Source organism: Bradyrhizobium vignae (assembly GCF_900324035.1).
Lineage (GTDB): Bacteria > Pseudomonadota > Alphaproteobacteria > Rhizobiales > Xanthobacteraceae > Bradyrhizobium > Bradyrhizobium vignae.
In genome coordinates this window covers 5,669,588-5,692,223 of sequence record NZ_LS398110.1, presented here as the reverse complement: position 1 = coordinate 5,692,223, position 22,636 = coordinate 5,669,588, and the positions used below count along the sequence as shown (strand labels likewise).

Below are 22,636 nucleotides of genomic sequence, written 5' to 3'. Positions count from 1 at the left end.
AGATACTTGCCCTATTACTCCTCTGCTGCAGGGCCGTGCGGGACATAATGACCGAGCCGTCGGAGGCGGACTAGGCGGCGCTCCTTTCGGTAACACAGAGAATCTGTTTCGACACCCGCTGGTGCTCGAAGACGCTGACGCGGACGAAGGATGGCGCTGAGATCGATACTGTCGCGCTTGGTACCGGGACTCGAGCAACCAAACACTGCTTAGCTAGGCAATGCGGGATGCTGGCAGCCATAAGCCGACAAAACCTTAGCGTTACACGCCCGTGGAAGCCGCCTGCTCCGGGCTCCGCGGATGCGAAACGATACGAAGCGCCGAGATCCCGAACGATCTCTAACAATCCCAGTATCTCGTCGTGTGCCACGGCCGGCTTGATGCCAACTATATGCGGCAGCAACGAGTGAATGTCAGGGTTGCTCATCACGGCTTCCCATCGGCCCGCGGCAGCGGAAAGGCTTGTAGGAGATGAGCGCTTCTCCATCGATATGGCGTTTCGCCGGTAAAGCGCTTGAATACCGTCGTGAAGTGAGCCTGGGTCTGAAACCCCACGGCCAAGGCGATGTCGATGAGCGACACGTCGGCCCGCTGCATCAACTCCTTCGCTCGGTCGATCCGCCGCTTCAGGAAGTAGTCGTGCGGCCTCATGCCCACGGCCGCGCGGAACTGCGCGGCAAAATACATCCGGCTCAAGCCAGCCACAGCAGCCAGATGCTGCAAGGTGACCTTAGCGTCCAGATTGTCTTCAATATATTCGAGCACGCGCTTCAGACGCCATTTCTGCAGCGACCGCACTCTCCGAGCGGCTTGTCCTTCTCGGTCTTCCGGGGCTCGCGTGTCCCGGGGCCGACTGACAACCGTCCCCCAGCTGGCCTTGCGGGTCAGCATGGCTAGACGCAACGCGTCGAGAAGGATGGCGTAATCGGGATGGTGCATGGCTCTCGTTGCTGCGAGCGCATCAGACAGGCGCTGCATCACCGGGTCTGTGATCTCCTCGCCGGCAGTGCCCCGATCAGAACAAATGGCTGCTCGCGCAAGAGGCTTGGCGGATACCCTGAAGCTCGGCTCGCCGAGGACAGATGTGCGCATATCGGGTGCGGGCGGCTCGATGGCTAGGGAAACATCAAGATGCACAAGGGAGAACATCATTGCCTCGGCCCCCGAACGCGGATCCGGTGATCTCGGGCTGCGACGTGACAAGACGTCTGTTGCGGCGGTGACATGATTGTTTTGCGAGTATGACCTCTGCAGCGACATCGTCGGTGCTCCTTGTCTCACTACGTGTTCTCCAGATCGCCTCAAGGTGCGAGCCGCGTGAAGACGTAGTCTTGGCTCTTTGCGCGAGCTTCGTGACAGGCAAAGCAAGTGCGATGCTGGGCCTCGTCGACCGGCTTGCCGTCGACAAAGCGGCCAAAGCCCCAGCCGCCGGTCGCGACATATTTTTTGGAATCCTTAACCATCACCTGAACCGTCGTGGCCGAGCCGGGAATCGTGGCGGACGCGAACTCCGGCGATTGCTTTCGCTTCCAGGCGCGCTTGACCAGAACGGTGCCGTCCGGGAAAGGCAGCTTGCCGGCCTTATAGGTGTCGATGGCGATCTGGTTGCCGACGACGGCGCGAAGCTCGTCAAGCGGAGCCGCCTCCTCGGCAGGGGCGATCAGCTCCCACTGCTTGTAGCTGGGCGGAATGGTGACGCCGAAGATTGGCGAGGCATCGGCGTGCTCTGTCGGTCCCTCCGCGAGCGCGATCGCGACGAAGTAGGGCGCGCAGGTCAGGAGAACGGCAAGGACAATCACGGCGAGTACGATGGCCGTGGCAAGTGGGGACGTCTTCTTGTTAGTTTCAGTCGAATTCATGATTCTTCACCGGGCTGGGAGCAGAAAACGAACCTCGGCCAGCGGGGCTGAACCGAGGAAGTCAAGCGATGCTCAGGCGCCGTCAGCCTCGATCACAGCCTTGGCAAAGGCTTGCGGCGCTTCCTGCGGCAGATTGTGCCCGACGCCGCCGGTGATGAGACGAAACTCGTAGCGGCCCGAGAACTTCTTGGCATAGGCGCCCGGCTCGGGATGCGGCGCGCCGTTCGCATCGCCTTCCATCGTGATCGTCGGCACGTCGATGACCGGCGTCGCCGCCAGCTTCTTTTCGAGATGCTCGTATTTCGCCTCGCCCTGGGCAAGACCGAGCCGCCAGCGGTAGTTGTGGATCGTAATCGCGACATGATCCTTGTTATCGAGCGCCGCCGCGCTGCGGGCGAAGATGGCATCGTCGAAGTTCCATTGCGGCGAGGCGAGCTTCCAGATCAGCCTGGCGAAGTCATGCGTATATTTCTCGTATCCGGCGCGGCCGCGCTCGGTGGCGAAATAAAACTGGTACCACCATTGCAGCTCGTCCTGCGGCGGCAGCGGCGCGCTGCCGGCGGCCTGGCTCGAGATCAGATAGCCGCTCACCGAGACCAGCGCGCGGCAACGCTCCGGCCACAGCGCAGCGATGATGTCGGCGGTGCGCGCGCCCCAGTCGAAGCCGGCGACCACGGCCTGCTTGATGTCGAACTTGTCCATCAACGCGATGATATCGAGCGCCATCGCGGCCGGCTCGCCGTTGCGCAGCGTCTCGCTGGAGAGAAAATGCGTGGAGCCATAGCCGCGCAGATACGGGATGATGACTCGGTACCCGACCTTGGCCAAGATCGGCGCGACATCGACGAAGGCGTGAATGTCATAGGGCCAGCCGTGCAGCAGGATGGCCACGGGACCGTTCGCGGGGCCCGCCTCGGCATAACCGACGTTGAGAACGCCGGCGTCGATCTGCTTGATCGGTCCGAAGGACGCATTCGATGCGGACGATCGCGATGCCCCCGATTGGGCGCGAGCGAGGCCGACGGCGCCGAGGCCGATGGCGAGGCTTCCCGCGGCGATGCCGAAGAACTTGCGGCGGTGCTGGTCGATGATCTGCTTCATGTGCAGGGTCCCTGAGATTGTTAGTGGTGCGTCAGATCAGCGCGACCGTGACGTCGATATTGCCGCGGATGGCCTTGGAATAGGGGCAGGTCTGGTGTGCTTCATCGATGATGGTGTGCGCGATCTCGGGATCGAGACCCGGCAGGCTGACGTTGAGGCGCGCCCGAAGCAAGTAAGCACCTTCGTCGAGCACGAGATCGATCTCCGCATCGATCGCGCTCTTCCTCGGAAGCTCGATCTTCCGCTTGCTCGCCGCGATTTCCATCGCGCCTTCGAAACACGCCGACCAGCCAGCCGCGAATAATTGCTCCGGATTGGTGCCGATGCCTGCGCCGCCCGGCGGCGACAGCATGATGTCGAGGCGACCGTCGGAACTGCGCGATGTGCCGTCGTGTCGCCCACCGCAGGTGTGGGTCCTGGCCGTGTAGAGTAGTTTAGCCGTTTGCGTCATTGTGGTCTCCTTGCCGTCGCGAGCCGACTAGCAGCGACGCGCACAAGGCACCCGTTTGGACTTGTGAGAATTTGTGAGGTCCAGCTTTGCAAGTCTCACAACGGCCCCATGCGACCCGGCGGTCGCGACCGGGATGGCCTTGCCGGACCACAATCAGCTGGTTATCGGATCCTGTCGGAGAAACCTAAGATCTTGCCATGACCGAGCCAGCCGGCGCTGCCACCCCCACATTGTCGTTTGGGCCGTTCACCGTGACGCCGCATGAAAGGTTAGTGACGCGAGACGGTGTTACGGTGCCGCTGGGCGCGAAGGCTTTCGACGCGCTGATCGCGCTGATGTCGCGACCGAACGAGGTCGTCAGTAAATGGGATCTGATCGCGCAGGTTTGGCCCGGCATGAACGTCGATGAAGCCAACCTGCGCTTTCATGTCGCAGCACTGCGCAAGGCGCTCGGCGACGGCAAGGATGGTGCCCGCTACATCACCACGCTGTCCGGCCGCGGCTATTGCTTCGTGGCCCCGATCTCGCGCGGAGACATTCCGGCCCTGCGGCGCCCCGCGCCAGCGATGGAGCTGCCGCCCGTCAAGCTGCCGAACCGGCTGCAGCGCATGATCGGACGCGACGAGGTGGTTGCCGCCATCTCCGACAAGCTTCTCACCTCGCGCTTCGTCACGATCATCGGTGCTGGGGGCGTCGGCAAGACCGCAGTTGCGATCGCGATCGCGCACGACCTGCTCGAAACCTTCTCCGATGCCGCACATTTCGTCGATCTCGCCGCGCTCAGCGATCCCGATCTCGTGATCACGTCGATCCTGCTGATGCTGGGGCTGCCGGCCCAGAGCGACGATCCACTGCCCGCGCTACTGGCGCATCTGCGCGACAAGCGGATGCTGCTGATCCTTGACAATTGCGAGCATGTGATCGGAGCGGCGGCGTCGCTGGCTGTGGAGATCTTCCATGCCGCGCCGCACGTCCATATCCTCGCCACCAGTCGCGAAGCCCTGCGCGTCGAGGGCGAGCAGGTCTATCGATTGGCGCCGCTCGCCGTTCCGCCCGAGGACTCTAGATTGACGGCTGCTGCAGCGCAGAGCTATCCCGCGCTCCAGCTCTTCCTCGAACGCGCTTCAGCCGGCGGCGCGCGGATCGTGCTCGACGATGCCAATGCCGCGATCGTCGCGCAGATCTGCCGCAAGCTCGACGGCATGGCATTGGCAATCGAGCTCGCCGCCGGCAGGGTCGAGGCCTACGGCCTGGCGCAGACGGCCGCCCTGCTCGACGACCGCCTGAATCTGCTCTGGCACGGACAGCGCACGGCGCCGCCCAGGCAGAAGACGTTGCAGGCCACGCTCGACTGGAGCTACGGACTGCTGTCGGATGTTGAACGGCTCGTGCTGCGCCGGCTCGCCGTCTTCGCCGGGCATTTCACCATCGACGCAGCGCTCGAAGTGGTGCCAGACGAGCATATTGATCGCGGCAGGCTGTTCGATGCCGTCGACAGCCTCGTCGCCAAATCGATGGTCGCACCACGGCCGATCGGCGCCATGATGCGTTATCGGCTGCTCGACACCACGCGCGCGTATCTGCTCGAGCTCGAACCCTATGACGCGGCACTCGCCGCGCGTCACGCACTTTACTATCAGCGCTGGCTGGAACGGGCCGGCACGACATGGGCAATCGTGCCAAACGCCGACGAACGCGCCGTCCATTTCTCCGCGCTTCACAACGTGCGCGCGGCGCTGGAGTGGTGCTTCGGCGCGGGCGGAGATGCCAGCATTGGCGTCGCGCTCGCCGCTGCGGCGGCGCCGATCTTCCTCGCGATGTCCCTGCTGATTGAATGCCGGCGCTGGTCGGAACGGGCGCTGGTTGCGATCGATCGGGCCTCGCGCGACAGCGGCGAGGAGATGCACCTGCAGGCCGCCCTCGGCCTGACCCTGATGTTCACGCGGGGCGGCAGCGAAGCGGCGCGCAGCGCCTTGAGCCGCAGCCTTGCCATCGCGAGGGCTCGAGACGATGAGATCAACCAGCTCCAGCTGCTTGGGCGTATGCATATCTTCCATGAACGGATGGGCGAGTTCGATGCTGCGCTCAACTACGCGCAGCAGAGCGTCTCGGTCGCCAAGTCGCTGGGCGATGCTGCCTCGATCGCGCTCGCCCATTCGCTCCTCGGCGTCTCGCTGCATCTGGCCGGCGAGCACCGCGATGCGCTGAAGGTGGTCGAGCTCGCCTGGAACGGTCCGGGAACGGAACGGGTCAGCACGGTATATGGCTTCGATCATCGCAACCGCGCGGGCATCACGCTTGCGCGCGAGCTTTGGCTGCAGGGCAGTCCAGCGGACGCGCTGACACTGGCGCGACAAACTGTTGCGGAAGCCGCGCAAATGGACCACCCAATCACGCTCTGTATTGCGCTGATCTGGGCGGTATCGATCGATCTGTGGAGCGGTGATCTCGAGGGCGCGGAAGAAAACATCGACCGCTTCATTGCACATGCCCAATCGCGCTCGATGGGACCTTATCTCGCCGTCGGCCGGGGCGTCAAAGGCGAGCTCGCGATCCGGCGCGGCGATGCCGCAGGCGGGGTCGAGACGATCAAGGCTTCCCTCCGCGAACTCCACGAGGCTGGCTACGAGCTGCTGACCACGACCTTCAACATCGCGTTGGCTCAGGGCTTGTTGAAGCTTGGACAAATAGAGCAGAGCGCAATCCTAGTCGATGATGCTATTCGCCTGGTCGAGCAAAGCGGTGATCACATCTACATGCCCGAGCTGCTGCGAATGAAGGGCAACGTCCAATTGCATATGCCGGAGCCGCGGATCGATGACGCGGAAGCTTGTCTACTGCAATCACTGAAGCTGAGTCGCAACAAGGGCGCGAAAGGGTGGGAACTGCGGTCGGCGATTGATCTTGCGCAGCTTCTCGCTGAACGGCGTCGTAGCAGGAACGCAAGGCTATTGCTCGAATCAGCGCTGGAGGGCTTTGCCGAAGGATCGGACACGGCGGATATCAGGAGCGCCGCTGACCTGCTGGGCAGGCTGGCGCGGGAGTAGTGAAGCGCCTCGTCGTTGGCCCAGCCGCCACGATGTGCGCGGGGACGATCACCGCTCAGCCTGGCATGGCCGAAAGCGGCAGCGCCTCGATGCTCGGCGTGGCTCGGGCAGCCTCAAGCGATCAACAAAATTGATGCAGGCGCTAGTCGTGGTCTGCACGCGATCGCAGCTCGGCAATAAGGCTGATATCGAGCGCGCCTTTGCGCATCTCATGTACGAGTCAGACCCGGAGAGCGGTTTCGCGGACGTTCAGGAGAACACCCAAAGCTCATACCAGGACTGGCTGAAGATCATTCGCGAGACGATCGGAATTCGCCGGATCGACGCGCTGACCGCGAAATACTTGCTACAGGGCTTGGCGGGAGCCGGCCTCGCCCGGCGAGGAGCCGCGGGTGCGTCGTGCCTACGGCTGCATCCAGATGATCAAGATTCTGCTCGGCTATGACTCACGTACACCGCGATTTCATAGTAGGCGGCTTGTTGATCTCGCCTATCGTCGCGTTCGGAGTAATGGCGCTGCTGCTTTTGCTGCTATTGCGGCCGCTATTATCCGGGCTGGGATTTGAACGGCTATTCAGCAATCCGCCACTCGCCGAGTTCTGTCTATACATCACGATGTTCGGATTGCTTGTGCTGTTCTTCTAGGAAATCTCCATGGAAGCGGCTGCTCCTAAAAAACCCGACAGCCCTCGCGACGAGGATCGCCGAGCCGGCTCTTTCAACGGTCCGCGGAAACAGGTCCGGATCCTGACATGTCGCCAGCTGCGACGCGGGATGGCATCAATCTGTGCGCTGAGAGCGAGAATGAAACTTGGCGAGTGGTGGATGCCGAGCCCATGCTGCACGACGAGGTCAGACGGATCTTCGTCTCAGCATGTAGGCGAGTAGCCACGTTCATATTGGTGTTGATCGCAATCTTTATCTCTTTAGTCGCATGGCACTACTACGTGACCGCTCCTTGGACCCGAAACGGAAGCGTCCGCGTCCAAGTCGCAAACGTGGCGCCGCAGATCTCTGGGAAAATCGTCTCAGTCCAGGTGGCAGATAACCAGTTCGTCCACCGAGGTGACGTTCTTTACGTCATCGATCCTTTCGATTTCGACATAGCCGTGCGCACGACCCGGTCATTGGTTGAACAAAGAGCTGCGGACCTAGAAGTCAAACAGGCAGAAGCAGCCAGACGGCAAAATCTGTCGAGCTTGGCCACGACGCCTGAGCAGCAGCAGATCTATGCGGGGAGTGCAGCGGAGGCAAGGACGGCGTACGACGCCGCTCAGCACCAGTTGGCCCAGGCAGAACTGAACCTCCGACGTACTAAAGTGCTGAGTCCCGTCGACGGCTATGTCACCAACCTCCTGCTGCGGGCCGGAGACTATGCAGTCGCCGGCGCAAGCAATATCTCGGTGATCGATACGAACAGCTTTTGGATAGACGGCTATTTCGAAGAGACGAAGATGGCACGTGTCTGCATCGGGGAGCGGCTAGAAGCTCACCTTATGGGATAAGCGCAGCCGATTCTGGGTCATGTGAAGACCATCACTCGAGGTATCAGCGTTTCGAATGCGGCAAGCGGACCGCAGGGATTGCCGAACGTAGACCCGATCTACACGTGGGTACGCCTAGCACAGCGAGTACCGGTCCGCGTTGCCATCGACCAGGTCCCCGAAGGCGTACCGCTCATCTCCGGTATGACGGCCACCGTTACGGTTTTGGATTCGACCCCCGAGGATCGCGCGGATTTGTTCGGGCGAGCGCGGGCTATTATCCTTAGTCCGCTAACAGAGTTGTCGGGCGAAGCTCGCATTGCGCGGCCAGATTGCCTTCGATCTGGGTCCAGTGCGTCCGGTGAAGTGGACGCAATTCCGTACTCGAAGGTGGCTCCTGTACCGTCTCCGGAAACGGTCGAACCTGGCCTCGCTCCGGGTATTGACGTTTCTCCACGTCTTCCTGGATCAGCTGAGCCGGCAGGCCGATCTCTGTGCGCAGGCCCTCTCGTAAACTTGATGAAATTATGATCGTCATTGCATTGATCGAACGAGGCTTCGCAACCAAATGAGTAGTCAGCATGTTCGACAAAGGAGAACCCGATGACCACGCAATTTGCCAAGTCCCATCGCTACGAGCTGGTGCACGGTGAGGATAGCGACTTCATTGCCTATCAGCTACATTTCGGCGATGGCGTCTGGCGAACGGTTTCGACATGGATGATTCCGCGTACGACGTTTGCTGCATAACGCAGGAGTCTCTTCTCGTCACGAGAACTCGTGGAAATGCTCTGCATGAGCGCACAAGCGGAAGTTATGAACGCATCTTAGGCATCGTCATCGATATGGCCGAAGTGGCGAAGGAAACTGATCGCTTGCCCAGGGGATCGCCCAGGACGCGTTCTGATCCCGGTCGGTTCGGCTCTTTTATTTGACGCGGGTTCGTATCAACCAAGTCCGTGGTGGCGACCCGCATTGCGATGATGAAGCAAGCCAGCAAGGAGGCCAAAATGCCAACATATGTGTGCTCACTCGCGGAAGGCTTCGTGAACGACAGCCAAAAAGCCGCGATCGCCGAGGCCGTGACACGGATTCACAGAGGAGACCGGCGCGCCAAGTTACTTTGTACAGGTCGTCATCGAGGAAAAGAAACCTGCTGATCGTTTCCTTGGCGGTTCGCGCGCCGCAGGACAGATCTGGATCCGAGGCGATATCCGAGCTGGCCGAACCCAAGCTCAGCGGAAGGCGATGATGTTGCGCATAATGAAGGAGGTTGCGCGGATCACCAATGCAAAGGAGGAGGAGATCTGGGTTTACCTCTGCAATCTGGAGCCGACGGATATGCTGGAATACGGTCACGTGCTGCCGCAGCCGCGTGAAGAGGCCGATTGGTTTAACCGGCTACCGAAGCCGCTGCAGGATTACCTGGCGCAGCTTGGGATAACCAAGGACACGTTTACTCTTTGACCGATGTGCTATTCCGGATCGACCGTGCGCGCTACGAGCTCGCACTTAAGCCGACACAACCAGAGCAGCGTATTGGGCCAACCGAGGGTTGGTTTTCTAGTCGATCTGCATCCGCTATCTGCTCCTCGCCCGCGGGTGTCATTCCTTTCCATCCCTCCGGTTCCGCATAGCGCTGATGATTGAACAACTACATCTCGAAGATTGGGCGTGGCAACTTTCGACAGAAGTGTACCGTCTCAATCTGTATAGCCACCTTACGAGACAAACAGAGGTAAATCGAACATCGGTCACCGAAGCAGAGTTGGCCGAAGCAATCCGCGACAGTTTCACTCAAGTGAACGAGGCTGCCTACCGCGAAATGGTCCAGTTGGCGACGGAGGCGGCGCTCGAAACCTATGATCGGGTCGTATCGTCCATTATAAAACGTTCACGTGTTCAGCTACGTAGCTGAACTCTCCTCTTTGCACGCTCAGAAGTCCCAGGCTCAACTCGATGGCGCACGTTCCCGTTGCGGCGGGGATGCACATCAGCTTTGGGGTATGGCTGCGGTGCAGGCCGGCGCTTACATCAACGTTCTCTTCACTGTCGATATCATCGTCATTGGTGTGAATCGGCGAGGGGTCCCGACGCCGATCGGCAGGATAAGCCTCTGCTTCACATCACATTGGACAGGTCATGCTTCGGTGCCGATTCACAGCGATGGCAGCATCGTCGACCAGCGGGCCGACATCGTCGCGGATGAGCCGCCCGGTCCGATCGGTTTGGGTGCCCGTCGCTGCGAAGATAGGAGCCCCTAGCTCAACTCCCTTTCGGCTTGGGCCGTCGACTTCTTGGGATCACGGCTTTATGGCCGCCGCCACCAGACCTGTCACCTGGGCACGGCCACGTACTTGTCCGGAATGAGCAACAGGCCGGCGTCGAGCGGCGGCTTGATGTCGAACATCTCGGCGCCGTTTTCGAAGTGGAAGACCCTCCGGATGCGGTAGGTCGACGGATTCTGGGCGGCAACTTCGTACTGGCGGGACAGCCAGAACCGCGTCCGCGCATGCCCGTTGGTGGTCTTGATCTCGAGAAGGCTCTCCTCACCGTCCGGTTCGAAGGACCGAATGTCGTAGCCCTTATCGTCTTCGCCGCGATCCGCGGGCCAATCCATCTCCTTGGCCAGGTCACGACGGCCAGCCTGGCAGAGCCGGTCGTACTCGAACTTGAATACCATCTCCTCGCCGGCGCGCCCCAGCGAGCGGTTGAAATCGTCCCTGGCTGCCGGATCGTACTTGCCGAGCAGCCGCCGGAGCACGGGCTGGCGGTCCTGCGGGTCCGAGTTCAAAAACGCGGGCGGAGGCACCAGGACCGGCCCTTCCGCCGACGTGAAGCGCGGCTTCACCGACACCGGGTCCGTCAGAATCGGATGTAAGCCCAACTAGACCTCGACGGACTGCACCAGGGAGTCCTGATAGTTGTGGGCCGGCAACAGGCCCGGGATCCAGGCGATCCCGAGCTCCTCCAGGACAGTCGACACGTTGCGGAGCTTCCACTCTATCGACTTCTCGGACCGTCCTACCTCCCGCCCCAGCCGCCGGTAAAGTTCGGCCTTGTTGATCTTGTTGCCGACGCGCTCGCGCTCGAGCATCAGGAAATAGTTGGCGACCACGACGGCGACCTGCTCGGCCGTCCAGTCGGTCCCCTTGGTTCCCGGCGCTGTACCATCGGCGTCCACAGGTCGCTGTCCCTGTTCGCACATGGAATCCTAGCAGGCAGCAGCCGATCCGTCCGCAAAGACGTAATCGGACACTGGAAGGGTTTGAAGCGAAGGCTGGTCAGGACTTCCGGTTTGCCCCGTTCAAATCCTGAATTCTCGGGCGAATGGAAAAGATCGTTGCGACCTCGCGGTTCATCATGGCGAAGTGGAGATCGCGCCATGCGGCATTTTCTCGAGAAATTGTATTGGCAAAACCTGCGTGCCAGCGCCAGGGGGAATGAGCAGGTGGTCCTACGTGCTGCTGGCGGGCATGGTCGCGTTGCTGATCGTCTCCGTCGTGATGGCGACGCTGGGTTGGAATGCCTCCGATGGCACCGACGTGCCGCCGATCGGATATGCCGCGATGGCGGCCGGCATCCTGTTCTCGCTGCTTTTCGGCGTGGGGTTGATGGCGCTGGCGTTCTACTCCAGCCGCGCCGGCTATGACGAGCGGGCAAAGGTGATCGTGCGGGAGCGTGACAAGACCTCTGAATGAGCGGTGCCGCCAACACGTTTCGGGGAGTTTGGCGAATCGCCGACACAACTCCGTGACTCCGCGTAACAACGCCCCTGCATTTTCGAATTTTATGTCGAGCCACGAAGATTGGCCTTATCATGAAAAGGAGAATGCAATGACGATGACCAGACGCACATTCGCCGCCGCGCTTGTCGCAGGGAGCGCGGCCTCGCTGATGGCCAAACGCGGCTTCGCCGCAGGCACAACTCCACTTAAAGCCCGCAATGTCGTGCTGGTGCACGGCTTGTTCGCCGACGGCTCGTGCTGGCTGGAGGTGATTCCGCGCCTGCAGGCCGCAGGCCTCAACGTCACCGCCGTGCAGAACCCGCTGACTACGCTGTCCGAGGCGGTAACCTCTGCCGAGCGCGTACTGGCAAGGCAGGACGGTCCGACGGTGCTGGTCGGCCATTCCTTCTCCGGCATGATCGTCACCGAAGCCGGCGTGCATCCGAACATCTCGGCGCTGGTCTATGTGGCGGCGCGCGCGCCCGATGCGGGCGAGGATTACACCGGGCTGGCCAAGACTTTTCCGACGCCGCCGGCGAGCGCGGGAATCGTTTTCGATGGTGACGAGGGCCGCCTGTCGGAAGAAGCCTTCCTGCACGATTTCGCCGGCGACCTGCCGCCTGCGAAAGCAAGAGTGCTCTATGCGGTGCAGGAGCCGTTCCACAAGGCGCTGCTCACGGGCAAGACCTCCAATGCGGCCTGGCGCTCGAAGCCGAGCTTCTATGCGGTCTCGACCGAAGACCGCACCATCAATCCGGACCTCCAGCGCTTCATGGCCAAGCGCATGGGCGCAAATACCATCGAGGTGAAAGGCAGCCATCTCGCGCTGATCTCGCACGCCGACGAAATCGCGGGGTTGATCCTGGAGGCCGCGCAGGTGGGGGCGTAACGTGGAAATCAGACAGGAGCGACCCGCCACGAAGGACCACTGCGAGCCGCGGCCTTACTGCGAGTTCTGGCGGCGCCATGGCCGGACCAAGCTGGTGCAGTCATCGACGAACCGAGGCTGGTCAGGCCTGTCGGCCGAGTTGCGCGCGCATTACGAGAGCATCGTCGCCTTGGCGGGGTTCCCAATCCGAATCGAAATTGCCGTCGATATCGCCGGGGACCATGCATCGCCGATCACGCGTCGCTTCCGGGATCGCAAACCGGACCGTCAGCCGCCGCGATACGGTTTGGCTGTGCCCTGCGGGGTGGCGAGAAGGTTCGGTCGATCGCGCAGGCGACCAACCGGAGATCGTGCATATCTATCTTCCTCCGAGCGCGTTCTCTCCGGACAAGCTCGGAGTCGGCGTCGATGGCTTGCCGTCCGGTGCCCTGAGATTTGAAAGTGCTGTCGAGGATCCGCTGCTGGGCGAGATGGCGAGGGCAGTCGCATCGGAGCTGCGGGCGGAAAGCTGTACCGGCAGGCTGCTGGTGGAGACGCTTGCCTGCAGCATGGCGGCGAGACTGGTGCAAAGATACGTCAGCGTATCCGCCGCGCAATCGGGTGCTTTTCTTGCTAGAGCAGGGCTCGATCGGCGCAGGGTTTTCCGCATAGGTGTTAAGTTTGTTCTTGAGTGTTGGAATCACACGTGATTCCAAGGCGGGATGGCAGACGAATCGCTTCTGAACGAGGACTGGACGAGAGTGGTTACGCAGCTCGGCGGGGCTGCGCAGCTTGAAATAAGTGCGCGCCAGACGAAGGCTTTCGTGCGGCGGCGCCAAATTCCAGATGCGGTGTCGTTACTTCGGCTGATGCTGGCCTATTGTCTGGGTGAAAGAGGGTTGAGATCGACAGCCGCGTGGGCCGCTTCTGTTGGCCTTGCCGACCTCAGCAGCGTGGCGTTGTTCTATCGCCTGTGTCAATGTGGCGATTGGTTTGCAGTGCTGGTGGAGGGCTTGCTCGCTGCGGCAGCCCCGAAAGCGAGCCGAGGCCGCCTGATCCGCATTATCGATGCGACGACAGTGCCTCAGGCAGGACCGGCTGCGCGCAGGAACAGTGAGCTTTGGCGCGTTCATAGTGCATTCGATCTGCCATATGAGCGCTTTGGTCACTTCGAGCTGACAGATCAGCAAGAAGGCGAAACGTTTGACCGGATACCGGTGGTCAAGAACGAGATCCGCATTGCTGACCGCGCTTATCTACAACCTGACCGCATCGCCGCTGTGCGCGACGCCGGGGCAGACGTTTTGATCCGAGCGGGCTGGAAGAACGCACGTTGGCTTGATGCCAAAGGCCTGCGTTCGATCTGATGGCCCAATTGCGTGCGGCGAAGGCGCACGGACTGATCGATCGGAGGATTGGATCAAACGCAAGGACGGTGCGCCTCTGGCTATGCGTCTGGTCGCAGTCAAGAAGCCCGCCGGTGCAGTCGCGGCTTCGCGCCGTAAAGCCCGGCGCGACGCACAAGACGAAAACCGCGTCATCTCCAAAGAAACTCTGGAAGCCGCGGATTGGGTCATTCTGGTCACGTCGCTCGCGCGGGACGAGTTCTCCACCAAGGATGTACTCGCGCTCTATCGACTGCGATGGCGCATCGAACTTGGCTTCAAGCGACTGAAGAGTCTGATTGGTCTCAAGACGCCACCTGGAACCGATCCGCGCTCCGCCAAGCCCTACTTGCTGGCACACCTCTTGATCATCCTGCTGCTCGAGCCGCTTGCCCGCGACTTCGAGGACTCTCCCCGCTGGACGCAGGCCGCCTGACGGCACCTGGCGCTTGGCGTGTTTTGCAACAACTCGTTGCATCCTTGCTACAAGCGATCATTCCACAACCAACCATCCGTTGCTTTCGCCGCAGAAAGCGAGCGCTTGGGCGGCACCTGCGCGAGCCTCCTCGAATACGTCCGTATCAATCGATGCTCGCGCTACCTTAACGCCTATGGGGTTTTCCGGGTGCTGGATTACGTCGAAGCCAATCTGGAAAGCGAACTCAGCCTGGACCAGATGGCATCGATTGCATGCCTCAGCCGCTATCACTTTGCCCGTGCCTTCAAGAAAGCCGTCGGGCAATCTCCTCATCGCTATGTCAGCGCCAGACGCCTCGATCGCGCCAAAGCCCTCTTGATGGCGGGTGATCGGCCGTTGGTCGAGATTGCGCTGGCGCTCGGCTTTTCGAGCCAGGCCAATTTCACGCGCGCCTTCACGCAGGCGACGGGATAGGCGCCCGGTCGGTATCGTCAACAGCCTGGATTGTGAACGTCGGCTGCCGGCAACAGCAATCGCTGACAAAGGCGCGGCAATCCCTGCGAAGCCGGGCCTCGCCGAATGTCATAGTTGTCGAATAGCCAAGCCGCCCGGATCGCTTCGATCCTGGTCAAGGTGAGGACATTGCCGCGCGGTTCGGCGCGACCTGAAAATGTACAGGAGCTTACATGAGCGACCTTTTGACTCTGGCCGTCTTCGCCATTGCCGCCCTGCGTTTCGCGCTGCTGGCAACCATCGTCAACCTGACGAGCAGAGCCGCACCCGACACGTGCAATCCCTAAAGCTCGGCGCAATCCGGAAGATGAGCGCGTGAATGCACTGCAAACTGAGCAGGCCGAAGACGGAAGCCGCCGCGTGAGGACCAAGCGCAAGTCGAAGGAGGCAATCCGATGAGGAACTCGACGTGGCCGCCACAATAGCCCAGCAGCCGTTCACCATCGCGAAGATTCCGGCGAGTTCCTGGAGCTTCGCCGTCCGCGTTTGGCTGGCCATCGTGCTGGCGCTGTTCGTCGGTCTTTGGCTGCAACTGGACGCGCCGTTCACGGCGGCGGTGACGGTGGCAATCCTCGCAGAGCCGACCCGCGGTCAGGCCCTCGAGAAAGCCGCCTTTCGATTGCTCGGGACTGCCGTGGGCGTGACGGCGTCGATCGCACTAACCGGAATCTTCTCACAGACGAGAGATCTGATGCTTGTGGCGTCGGCGGTGTGGCTCGGTCTTTGTGTCTTTGCGGCGAAGCTGCTGGATGGCTATCGTGCCTATGCGGCGGTACTGACCGGCTATACCGTTGCGAACATCGCTATCCAGCAGATCGACCATCCTCAGAATGTGTTCGACGCCAGCCTGGAGCGTGGCGCCGCCATCGCCGTCGGCGTCATCTCGATCGCCGCCATCAACGTGGTGATGTCCGCTCCCAATCATCATCCGGCGCTTGCGGCGCAGCTGGCGGCGATTCATGCCCGCGTACGCGCGTATGCAAGCGCGGCCTTGCATGGCGCAAGAGACAATTCGGCGCTCTTCCTTGCGCTGGTGCGCGACATCGTGGGACTTCATTCCGAAATAGCCGGCATCGATCTCGAATCGAGCAGCGGTCCAGCCAGGAGCGCCGCCGCCCGCAGCGCGGCGGTCGGTCTTGTCGTGCAATTACAGGCTGCACGGCTCCTCAACACGATGTTTGTTGGCGCGGTGATGCCGCGCCAAAAGACAGCATTCGCTTCGGACGAATGGAAGACCAAAGCTCCGGCGACGCAGCCAGTAGCAGCTACACAGCACTGCAGGAAACGGCTCATTTGTCTGATCCCGGTGAGACGTTGAACCCTGGCCGATGTTACGCGAGCCGCCGGGTTTCATCCACACCCACGACAAGCAGTATGCCGCTCCGGGAGATCGGCCGAGGCTTTGGGCTGTAGTCCGCCGCCTGCGCTCAAGATCGCTCGGGGACTACTTCTTCAACAGCAATCCCAACGTTCGCGCCATGCGCCTCAACGATCCGGCGTGGCGGCCAAGTTCGCCGGCTATCCTCGATGTGCTAACTCCTTGCCGGGCCAGTCGCATTAATCGTTGGACCTCTTGGTCGCCCATTGCTTCGGCTTCGGTGTTTTCATGGTGCGGCGCTCGATCCGCACCACTTAACCAGTGTGCCGAGCAGCCAACACTTGGGAAATTTACGGGTGGTGCAGCACACAGCCGGGCGTAGGACCGCTCACGCCTTATCCACGCCCACGATTGCGAGTAGCTCTGCCCGGTACCCTCGCTCCGGCGACTGAGGTCCCGCACCGGGGTGGTCCCGGAGATCGATCCTGACGGACGAGGAGCGCGAAGCATGGATGCCGTCTGACAGCGTTCCTAGCGACGTTTACAGGTCGCGAACCATCAGAGCTGTGTCAAACCCCTTCCAGTTAGTGCGATCAAGGACCGACCACCCGAGCCTCGCATAGAACCCGGCGGCATCTGTGGTGTAAAGGTAGAGCCGCGAAAACTCTCGCTGTCGCGCTTGATCCTCGATCGCTGCGACCAATGCGGCGCCTGCTCCTTTTCGCCGATACTCAGGGACGACGAACAAGCCTGCAAGCCATGGCGACACATCATGGTTAGGCTCGATCTCGGTCTCGACGAGAAGGCACGTTCCGATCGGTTTGCCATCGGCCTTGGCGATCAGCGCCACACCGTGTGCTTGATCGGATGCAAATAGCTCCAACGACCTCAGTTCATCCTCAAAGGACGCTTGGAGTACTGGAAAGGCATTTGCGCGCCATCGTGCGCAGATCGCCAATTCCGGTGTGCCGGGCTCCACGATGAAGGTCTGTACGTTGGTCATCGGAGCCCTCCTACGCTGCCGCCGATCTTCCTTGTCTGCCCGTGCATCACAATCTTGAGCGCTTCATCGGCAAAAGCCGCTACAACGCCTTCGCCCCATCCCGTGGCGCTCGCATCCAGACATTGCGCCCGTTAAGGAACTGGTTACGAGTAGCTGTCACCATTTGCATATAGGTCGTCGTCATATGCGGCAGCGCATTCTGAGAACGGTTGAATATTTCGACACGCCCGGTTGGCGGTCTCTTTCAGGAGAGGCCCAATGTTTAAGGGCTTCACAGTGGCAGTTGTGGCGCTGATTAGCACAGCGCAAGTGGATCGATGCCTCACCAACGGTCGGTATACAGACGCGGCCATGGATATGCTGCGGCCAATCAGGCACGCATTTGGGTTTTAGACAATTTGTTTAGCGCGGAGCCGCGTGATGGACATCTCCTGGGCTGATCTCGATAGCGATGAACAGCGCACCATTGCGGTGTTGGGAGCGGGGCTTTCGATTGAACTGTGCGACCCTGTTGCCCTCCAGACGTTAAGGCGGCTCGGTCTCATCATAGCGTCCCATTTGACCGCTGCCGGCCACAATCTGCGAAGGGATGCCGTTGTGAAGAGTGTCGCGGACTAACCGTTGCGAAGTGGGTCTTGGGACTAGGGGCGAGGGATGCCAAGCGCAATCGAGCTTATTGTGAGCGGATACGTCAGCCTGAACGATTTGCGTATGCAGCGCCGGAAGCAGGCCATGGAGCTGAAGGCACGCACCGGCTTTGATTGGCGAACAACCATTCAGCAGATCGAGGAAGATATCATAGTGATCGAGGCTGGGCTGGCGCAGTTGGATGGCGCGGCGACGACCTAAGTCGCCGACCTAGATCATCCGCCTTGGTAACGCGCAAGCTGCGAACGTAATAGCCTTGTCTCTGAACGGCCGCCTTGATTTCGTCGCTGACTTTGAGAACTCGTTTTCTACTCTTGCGCCACTTATTTTGAGAGCAAACTGCGGGTATCGCAGAGCCTGTGCTTAGAACGAGAAAGTCGCGTTTCTCATTGCGATAGACATCAAACACTTTGCGGCCCCGCTGTTCCCATTAAGTAAGCGTGAAATATGTTTCGATCGTCGCAATGGACGGGACGAGCTTAGTATCTTGAATGGCGAAGCGGGTTGTAAATCTGCAACGGCCGCGAGTTTACTTCACCTCGGTTCCGAATTTGGAACGAGCGCAAGTGCGGACCGCGCTACCGAATTCCGCCACAACTACGTGAGCAAATGCGCGGGTGCACAAAATCCCCCGCTGCGACCATTGCGAAGAAGAGTTCGCGCCAGAAGAGCTAACCGTTCTTGCGCCACCGGCCGGGGACGGCGAGCTGATCTGCGCTCGGTGCATCGAGGTCAACCTCCGTCGAGCTGTCGCGAAGTTGGCGCGCGGTGGAAACTGATAGCACCCAATAGAGACCGGACGTTTTTAGTGCGCGTCGGCTACTCGTTGTCTCTGGCTACTGCGGCAAGAACGTTTGCTGACTTAGGCCGCCTGAACCTACTTAAGTCTCACGAAGCCCTGTTGAACGCTCGTTAAATCATAGACGAACCCTCGCCAACCCGCACGTTCTCGCAGTCAGAGAAAGTGGTTTGCGCGGTTTGAACATGGTTGGGGGTTTGCAAGTCTGCTGAGAGGTAGAATACCGAATACTGCTTCCCCCTAACAAGCACCAGAAAAAGCGGAAAGTAGATCGCGGCGGCCATTCTATCCCTCTGCGGCCCCACGCTGCTCCCAAGACCGAAGGCGGCACAGTATCGATGCTACGCACGCTGGTGGCCTTCACTTGCGCCAGATAGGTTTTCAGGGAGATAGCCGATACGGAGCAGGTCATGCTTGAGCGACACGTCTCAACCTTTCTCTCTTGTCCGAGGCGCTCGCTCCGGCGGGCAAAACATCATTGTCCAAAGAGCACCGAAAAGAAGGCTTGGTTTCGCTTCTTTGCATTTTCAAGCAGGGTTTCGTATCCGAATGCCTGAATGAACACGCGTTGATTGGCGTGGCAGCGAACGAACACTTTAGGGTTCCAATCATTTATAAAATCGTGCTGCTGGAGAACGCCAATTAAGCTAGGCGCAAATCAGCAACTACATACGCCAGCCTACGTACTACGCCGGCGAACGAAAAATGTGTCCCGCCTGTTCTTGCTACGCCGGTAGCGGTCGCCTTGGCTACTGTATTGATCACTTGCAGTGCGGGGTCGCTCTTTTCCGACCCGAAGACATAATCGTTTCTGCTCGGTCTTTTGAACTCGACCACGTCAAAGTCGTCGCATTCTCGTCGCCGAGCACCATACTATCATCGAAGAAGAGAAGATCGGTGACTTTGTCACCGCTACGTCGCCGCCCGCCATGCAGAATTCTATCGCTGGAGATGTAAGGCATAAACGCCAGGGCGTCATCGACGAGCCAAAGATTATGCTCGAAGTAGTTCAACGAGACGTTGTCGTTGAAGCGCTTGAATACAAGATTGTGAATTGCATCTTCGGGAGCGTGTCGTCCGTCACCTTGGAATTTGCGTGCGGCCTCCACTAGGTCGATTATGTTCCTGCGATGGATTTACATATTCCGCCAACGCTTCTTTCTTGCTTTCGTCAATCTGCGTCTCAACAGCGCGAGCGAGCTGCGCCTGCGCGCAGGATGCGTTGAGCGTCGGCTCGGTGGCGTGTGGACGGATGCCGGGCTTTCGCTCGCCGATATTGCCCACCTCGCATATCTCGATCCGCTGCGCCTGCCGCCGGGCACGGAGCCGGGACTCGAAGCGCATCGCGCCTATGATCCGCCGCCGATGACCTTCTCCAACTCAACGCACGCGTGCGAGGTGCGGGTCGACATGGAGACCGGCCATGTCGCGATCGATCGCTATCTGGTCGTTGAGGATTGTGGCACCGTCTACAACCCTGCGATCGTGCGCGGTCAACAGCAGGGCGCCATCGCGATGGGCATTAGCGGCGCGCTGTTGGAAGAGGTCATCTACGACGAGACGGCCAGAATCGCACCGGCAGTTTTGCCGACTATCTCTTGGCCACGGCGGTCGAAATTCCCCCGATCGAGGTGATCTCGCAACATACCCCGAGCCGGCGCACTGCGACCGGCAGCAAGGGATGGCCGAAGGGGGCGTGATGGGCGCGCTCGGTGTGCTGCCAAGCGCCGTGAATGACGCGTTGGCGCCGTTCGGCGTCATCGTCGATCGACAGCCCCTAAGCCCAATGTATCTGCGCGAGCTGTTGCGCGGCAGGACCAACAAGGAGCAAACATGACCGACCCCCGCGCCCCTGTCGCCTTCATAGGCCTTGGCCTGATGGGCGCGCATATGGCGGGCCACATCCTGGCCGCCGGCCATCCGCTGCATGTCTACAATCGCACCCGAGCCAAGGCAGAAGGTCTGTTGGCGCGTGGCGCGACTTGGCACGACGATCCGGGTTCAGCGGCGGCCAAAGCCGACGTGGTGATCACAATGGTCGGCCTGCCGAAGGACGTGGAAGAGATCTATTTGAGCTCGCGCGGCATCATCGCGCAGGCGCGGCCCGGTGCGATCCTGATCGACATGACCACCTCGAGTCCCTCGCTGGCCAAGCGCATCGCTGCCGCGGCGCGCGCGCGAGGCGCGGGCGCGATCGATGCGCCGGTCTCCGGTGGCGATATCGGTGCGAGAGATGCCAAACTCTCGATCATGATCGGCGGCGAGGAGGCCGATGTTGCCGCCGTGACGCCGATCCTGCAGCTGATGGGCACCAATATTCGTCGTCAGGGCGTCCAGGGGCGGGACAGCATACCAAGCTCGCGGCGCGCTATGCTGCATCCACCGAATCCTCCACAGAAGGGAAATTCCATGCCGGGAGTGCTGGAACGTAACAACGTGAAGGTTCGCGGAGCCGGCGAGTAGCCGATGATGTTCGCCCACGGCTATTTCAAATCTTTTTCCCTGACATGATCGCGATCTGCGCCGACGGCAGATCGCCACTATGTGTGGTCTGAATTCATCTTCTTAGTATTAGATTGTCGGATTTTGGTGGGCACCGCGATCAAGACCTCGCAAGTGTTTGGACGCCTTGGCTTGCCACAGAAGCCCATACGGAATGATCAGTGCGTCGAGGTCGTTTTCGAACCGTGAGAGCTCGACACCCGACCATGCGACGGCATCGAGTTCGGTCAGTGCCTCCAGCAAGTCGAGCGCCTGGAGTTCTTCCGCCGCCTGATGGCGCGATGGAGCGTTCGCAAATTGTCGCACAACGCCTTGGTCACGGCACTATGACAATACTGGATCGCACGATCGACATTTCGCGCCTGGTTCGGATTGTCGGCTGCAACGAACACGCGCAGCAACGCGCATGCGCGAAGTCGTTTGGAATTGCGCGCCAGACGGCTATGGACCTCCTCCTGGAGACCGATGGGGGCAGGCGCAAACTGGATTTTGGGTCGATCCATTGGAAATTCGACCAGCCTGAGCGGCTCCCGGTTGAATGCCGCATTCTGATCTGGGCGGATTGCGCGCGGTTGGGGGAGGGCGCGGGCCACCTGAGGCCGAGCGGCCGAGGCGATTTCCTCGGCAGAGGCATCCGTCCGGGCTGCCTCGAGTTCGCGCTCCAATTGGCGGCACTCTGCTTCCAGGCGAGCGACATTCGCGCGGGCAGCGCGTTCCTCATCGCGCTGCTCCATCGCGCGGGTCTTTTGCCCTGTGCGCTTGTAGTGGAGGATATGCCAGTGCGGCAGCCGGATTTCGGCCGGGGGCAGACCGCGCTCGGCATTGGAGCGGGGATCGACACGGTAGTCCACGCCTGCGATCCGACAAAACTCGTTCAGGATCTCCGCCATTTTGTGGCGGAAAGCTTTGGCATTGCCGTGGAAAATCTTGTTCCAGTGGCGCGCCTTCTTGCGCGCAAACTCGCCGTCCACGATCTCGCGCATGGTGGCCATGAAGTGGATGTGCGGATTGATGTCGCCGTCGGATGCAAGCGGACAGTGAATGCCAACTTGTACCACCATGCCGTGATCGGCAAGAGTGCGGGCAACGTGTCGACCAAGCGTCACCCAATGCTTCCTTGGAAGAGCGCGAGGGATCGTCAGCTCGAAGAGCCGGGCTTCCTGCGCATCGGCCCGCTTCTCCGCCGCGACCGCACGCTTCCACAGTTGCGCATACTCTGCAGCCCAGGCCGGCATGCCTTCCGGCTTCACGATGAAGCTGGCGATAACGTCATTTCGTTTTGAAAAGTCCACGACCGAGCCGTCGGCGAGGCGCGCCGTACCGCCGCACACGTAGGCGGAATGCCACAGCGCATCCCCGCCTCGCGAGCGTTGAACCAAACTCATATCGAAGCCGAGGCTACCGATCATGTGCCAACCCGATGTATAGATGAAGCCGGTTTCTGGATGCCGGGCAAACTAGGCCAACCGGCAGCAAGCTCCAAGCGGACCGACCACGCAGCAATTTAAGGGG

Annotated in this window: 32 protein-coding genes; 21 read left to right on the top strand and 11 right to left on the bottom strand. The window is 60.7% G+C overall.

What is annotated here, in order from left to right:
* Positions 1–426: 426 nt before the first annotated feature.
* The 4 genes from BRAD3257_RS27615 to BRAD3257_RS27600 all read right to left on the bottom strand — a co-directional run bounded on the left by BRAD3257_RS27615 (position 427) and on the right by BRAD3257_RS27600 (position 3,411).
* Entirely contained in the window at positions 427–1,260 is an 834-nt protein-coding gene (locus BRAD3257_RS27615) for a helix-turn-helix domain-containing protein (RefSeq protein WP_122404506.1), read from the bottom strand.
* A gap of 41 nt (positions 1,261–1,301) precedes the next feature.
* A complete protein-coding gene (locus BRAD3257_RS27610) occupies positions 1,302–1,859 on the bottom strand; it encodes a cytochrome P460 family protein (protein ID WP_122404505.1) in 558 nt (185 codons plus the stop codon).
* Positions 1,860–1,931: 72 nt separating this feature from the next.
* Entirely contained in the window at positions 1,932–2,960 is a 1,029-nt protein-coding gene (locus tag BRAD3257_RS27605) for an alpha/beta fold hydrolase (protein ID WP_122404504.1), read from the bottom strand.
* 31 nt (positions 2,961–2,991) lie between these two features.
* Positions 2,992–3,411 (bottom strand): organic hydroperoxide resistance protein, encoded by a 420-nt coding sequence (locus BRAD3257_RS27600; RefSeq protein ID WP_122404503.1) that lies wholly within the window; start codon positions 3,409–3,411, stop codon positions 2,992–2,994.
* A 197-nt stretch (positions 3,412–3,608) separates the two neighbouring features.
* Here BRAD3257_RS27600 and BRAD3257_RS27595 point away from each other — a divergent pair, with 197 nt between their 5' ends.
* The 9 genes from BRAD3257_RS27595 to BRAD3257_RS27565 all read left to right on the top strand — a co-directional run bounded on the left by BRAD3257_RS27595 (position 3,609) and on the right by BRAD3257_RS27565 (position 10,206).
* A complete protein-coding gene (locus BRAD3257_RS27595; protein WP_122404502.1) occupies positions 3,609–6,458 on the top strand; it encodes an ATP-binding protein in 2,850 nt (949 codons plus the stop codon).
* Between the two features lie 133 nt (positions 6,459–6,591).
* Complete coding sequence (locus tag BRAD3257_RS27590; protein ID WP_122404501.1) at positions 6,592–6,903, top strand: hypothetical protein; 312 nt, start codon at positions 6,592–6,594, stop codon at positions 6,901–6,903.
* A complete protein-coding gene (locus BRAD3257_RS27585) occupies positions 6,900–7,103 on the top strand; it encodes a DUF1656 domain-containing protein (protein WP_122404500.1) in 204 nt (67 codons plus the stop codon). The genes BRAD3257_RS27590 and BRAD3257_RS27585 overlap by 4 nt, the downstream gene beginning before the upstream one ends.
* 107 nt (positions 7,104–7,210) lie before the next feature.
* On the top strand, positions 7,211–7,963 hold the full coding sequence (locus BRAD3257_RS42025) for an HlyD family secretion protein (protein ID WP_347338398.1): 753 nt from the start codon (positions 7,211–7,213) through the stop codon (positions 7,961–7,963).
* Between the two features lie 21 nt (positions 7,964–7,984).
* Positions 7,985–8,473 carry a hypothetical protein gene (locus BRAD3257_RS42470; protein ID WP_488225960.1) on the top strand — a complete coding sequence of 163 codons (489 nt, stop codon included), beginning with the start codon at positions 7,985–7,987 and terminating at the stop codon, positions 8,471–8,473.
* Positions 8,474–8,545: 72 nt separating this feature from the next.
* Positions 8,546–8,692, top strand: a complete 147-nt coding sequence (locus tag BRAD3257_RS40425; protein WP_174221595.1) for a hypothetical protein — start codon at positions 8,546–8,548, stop codon at positions 8,690–8,692.
* A 513-nt stretch (positions 8,693–9,205) separates the two neighbouring features.
* Complete coding sequence (locus BRAD3257_RS41215) at positions 9,206–9,409, top strand: hypothetical protein (protein ID WP_244607705.1); 204 nt, start codon at positions 9,206–9,208, stop codon at positions 9,407–9,409.
* Positions 9,410–9,584: 175 nt separating this feature from the next.
* On the top strand, positions 9,585–9,860 hold the full coding sequence (locus tag BRAD3257_RS27570) for a hypothetical protein (protein WP_244607704.1): 276 nt from the start codon (positions 9,585–9,587) through the stop codon (positions 9,858–9,860).
* Between the two features lie 88 nt (positions 9,861–9,948).
* Positions 9,949–10,206, top strand: a complete 258-nt coding sequence (locus BRAD3257_RS27565) for a hypothetical protein (protein ID WP_122404498.1) — start codon at positions 9,949–9,951, stop codon at positions 10,204–10,206.
* A gap of 71 nt (positions 10,207–10,277) precedes the next feature.
* On the opposite strand, the gene BRAD3257_RS41210 is transcribed toward BRAD3257_RS27565, so the two are convergent.
* A complete protein-coding gene (locus BRAD3257_RS41210; RefSeq protein ID WP_244607703.1) occupies positions 10,278–10,799 on the bottom strand; it encodes a protein NO VEIN domain-containing protein in 522 nt (173 codons plus the stop codon).
* Between the two features lie 30 nt (positions 10,800–10,829).
* The gene (locus BRAD3257_RS41205) at positions 10,830–11,126 is read right to left on the bottom strand and encodes a hypothetical protein (RefSeq protein WP_244607702.1); all 297 of its coding nucleotides are present in this window, start codon (positions 11,124–11,126) and stop codon (positions 10,830–10,832) included.
* A gap of 259 nt (positions 11,127–11,385) precedes the next feature.
* Between BRAD3257_RS41205 and BRAD3257_RS27555 the strand changes: the two genes are divergently transcribed.
* The 7 genes from BRAD3257_RS27555 to BRAD3257_RS27525 all read left to right on the top strand — a co-directional run bounded on the left by BRAD3257_RS27555 (position 11,386) and on the right by BRAD3257_RS27525 (position 16,172).
* The gene (locus tag BRAD3257_RS27555; RefSeq protein ID WP_122404497.1) at positions 11,386–11,643 is read left to right on the top strand and encodes a hypothetical protein; all 258 of its coding nucleotides are present in this window, start codon (positions 11,386–11,388) and stop codon (positions 11,641–11,643) included.
* Between the two features lie 136 nt (positions 11,644–11,779).
* Positions 11,780–12,559 (top strand): alpha/beta fold hydrolase, encoded by a 780-nt coding sequence (locus tag BRAD3257_RS27550; RefSeq protein ID WP_122406783.1) that lies wholly within the window; start codon positions 11,780–11,782, stop codon positions 12,557–12,559.
* A gap of 350 nt (positions 12,560–12,909) precedes the next feature.
* Entirely contained in the window at positions 12,910–13,248 is a 339-nt protein-coding gene (locus tag BRAD3257_RS39810; protein WP_160118848.1) for a hypothetical protein, read from the top strand.
* A 12-nt stretch (positions 13,249–13,260) separates the two neighbouring features.
* Positions 13,261–13,905 carry a transposase gene (locus BRAD3257_RS27540; protein ID WP_122404495.1) on the top strand — a complete coding sequence of 215 codons (645 nt, stop codon included), beginning with the start codon at positions 13,261–13,263 and terminating at the stop codon, positions 13,903–13,905.
* 82 nt (positions 13,906–13,987) lie between these two features.
* A complete protein-coding gene (locus tag BRAD3257_RS27535; protein WP_145987098.1) occupies positions 13,988–14,359 on the top strand; it encodes a transposase in 372 nt (123 codons plus the stop codon).
* A gap of 18 nt (positions 14,360–14,377) precedes the next feature.
* Positions 14,378–14,815, top strand: a complete 438-nt coding sequence (locus BRAD3257_RS41200; protein WP_244607701.1) for a helix-turn-helix domain-containing protein — start codon at positions 14,378–14,380, stop codon at positions 14,813–14,815.
* Positions 14,816–15,263: 448 nt separating this feature from the next.
* Positions 15,264–16,172 (top strand): FUSC family protein, encoded by a 909-nt coding sequence (locus BRAD3257_RS27525; RefSeq protein WP_122404493.1) that lies wholly within the window; start codon positions 15,264–15,266, stop codon positions 16,170–16,172.
* Between the two features lie 541 nt (positions 16,173–16,713).
* On the opposite strand, the gene BRAD3257_RS27515 is transcribed toward BRAD3257_RS27525, so the two are convergent.
* The gene (locus BRAD3257_RS27515; RefSeq protein ID WP_122404492.1) at positions 16,714–17,175 is read right to left on the bottom strand and encodes a GNAT family N-acetyltransferase; all 462 of its coding nucleotides are present in this window, start codon (positions 17,173–17,175) and stop codon (positions 16,714–16,716) included.
* A gap of 420 nt (positions 17,176–17,595) precedes the next feature.
* Between BRAD3257_RS27515 and BRAD3257_RS27510 the strand changes: the two genes are divergently transcribed.
* Both BRAD3257_RS27510 and BRAD3257_RS27505 read left to right on the top strand, forming a co-directional pair.
* The gene (locus tag BRAD3257_RS27510) at positions 17,596–17,793 is read left to right on the top strand and encodes a hypothetical protein (RefSeq protein ID WP_122404491.1); all 198 of its coding nucleotides are present in this window, start codon (positions 17,596–17,598) and stop codon (positions 17,791–17,793) included.
* 36 nt (positions 17,794–17,829) lie between these two features.
* Complete coding sequence (locus BRAD3257_RS27505; protein WP_122404490.1) at positions 17,830–18,024, top strand: hypothetical protein; 195 nt, start codon at positions 17,830–17,832, stop codon at positions 18,022–18,024.
* Here the strand turns inward: BRAD3257_RS27505 and BRAD3257_RS41195 are convergent.
* Together BRAD3257_RS41195 and BRAD3257_RS39355 are read right to left on the bottom strand one after the other, a co-directional pair.
* Complete coding sequence (locus BRAD3257_RS41195; protein WP_244607700.1) at positions 17,972–18,232, bottom strand: hypothetical protein; 261 nt, start codon at positions 18,230–18,232, stop codon at positions 17,972–17,974. The genes BRAD3257_RS27505 and BRAD3257_RS41195 overlap by 53 nt on opposite strands.
* A gap of 1,151 nt (positions 18,233–19,383) precedes the next feature.
* The gene (locus BRAD3257_RS39355; protein ID WP_129144767.1) at positions 19,384–19,731 is read right to left on the bottom strand and encodes a hypothetical protein; all 348 of its coding nucleotides are present in this window, start codon (positions 19,729–19,731) and stop codon (positions 19,384–19,386) included.
* A gap of 10 nt (positions 19,732–19,741) precedes the next feature.
* Between BRAD3257_RS39355 and BRAD3257_RS27485 the strand changes: the two genes are divergently transcribed.
* Genes BRAD3257_RS27485 through BRAD3257_RS27480 form a run of 3 tightly spaced genes read left to right on the top strand, consistent with a single transcriptional unit; the run spans position 19,742 to position 21,085 of the window.
* Positions 19,742–20,257: a molybdopterin cofactor-binding domain-containing protein gene (locus BRAD3257_RS27485; protein WP_197711508.1), complete on the top strand. Its 516-nt coding sequence runs from the start codon at positions 19,742–19,744 to the stop codon at positions 20,255–20,257.
* Positions 20,258–20,303: 46 nt separating this feature from the next.
* Positions 20,304–20,459, top strand: a complete 156-nt coding sequence (locus tag BRAD3257_RS40630; protein WP_197711507.1) for a hypothetical protein — start codon at positions 20,304–20,306, stop codon at positions 20,457–20,459.
* Positions 20,456–21,085, top strand: coding sequence for an NAD(P)-dependent oxidoreductase (locus tag BRAD3257_RS27480; RefSeq protein ID WP_197711506.1), 630 nt, complete (start codon positions 20,456–20,458; stop codon positions 21,083–21,085). The genes BRAD3257_RS40630 and BRAD3257_RS27480 overlap by 4 nt, the downstream gene beginning before the upstream one ends.
* A gap of 108 nt (positions 21,086–21,193) precedes the next feature.
* Here the strand turns inward: BRAD3257_RS27480 and BRAD3257_RS39805 are convergent, their stop codons facing one another.
* A complete protein-coding gene (locus tag BRAD3257_RS39805; RefSeq protein ID WP_160118847.1) occupies positions 21,194–21,367 on the bottom strand; it encodes a hypothetical protein in 174 nt (57 codons plus the stop codon).
* Positions 21,352–22,533 (bottom strand): MobA/MobL family protein, encoded by a 1,182-nt coding sequence (locus BRAD3257_RS27475; RefSeq protein ID WP_122404487.1) that lies wholly within the window; start codon positions 22,531–22,533, stop codon positions 21,352–21,354. The genes BRAD3257_RS39805 and BRAD3257_RS27475 overlap by 16 nt, the downstream gene beginning before the upstream one ends.
* Positions 22,534–22,636: the final 103 nt, after the last annotated feature.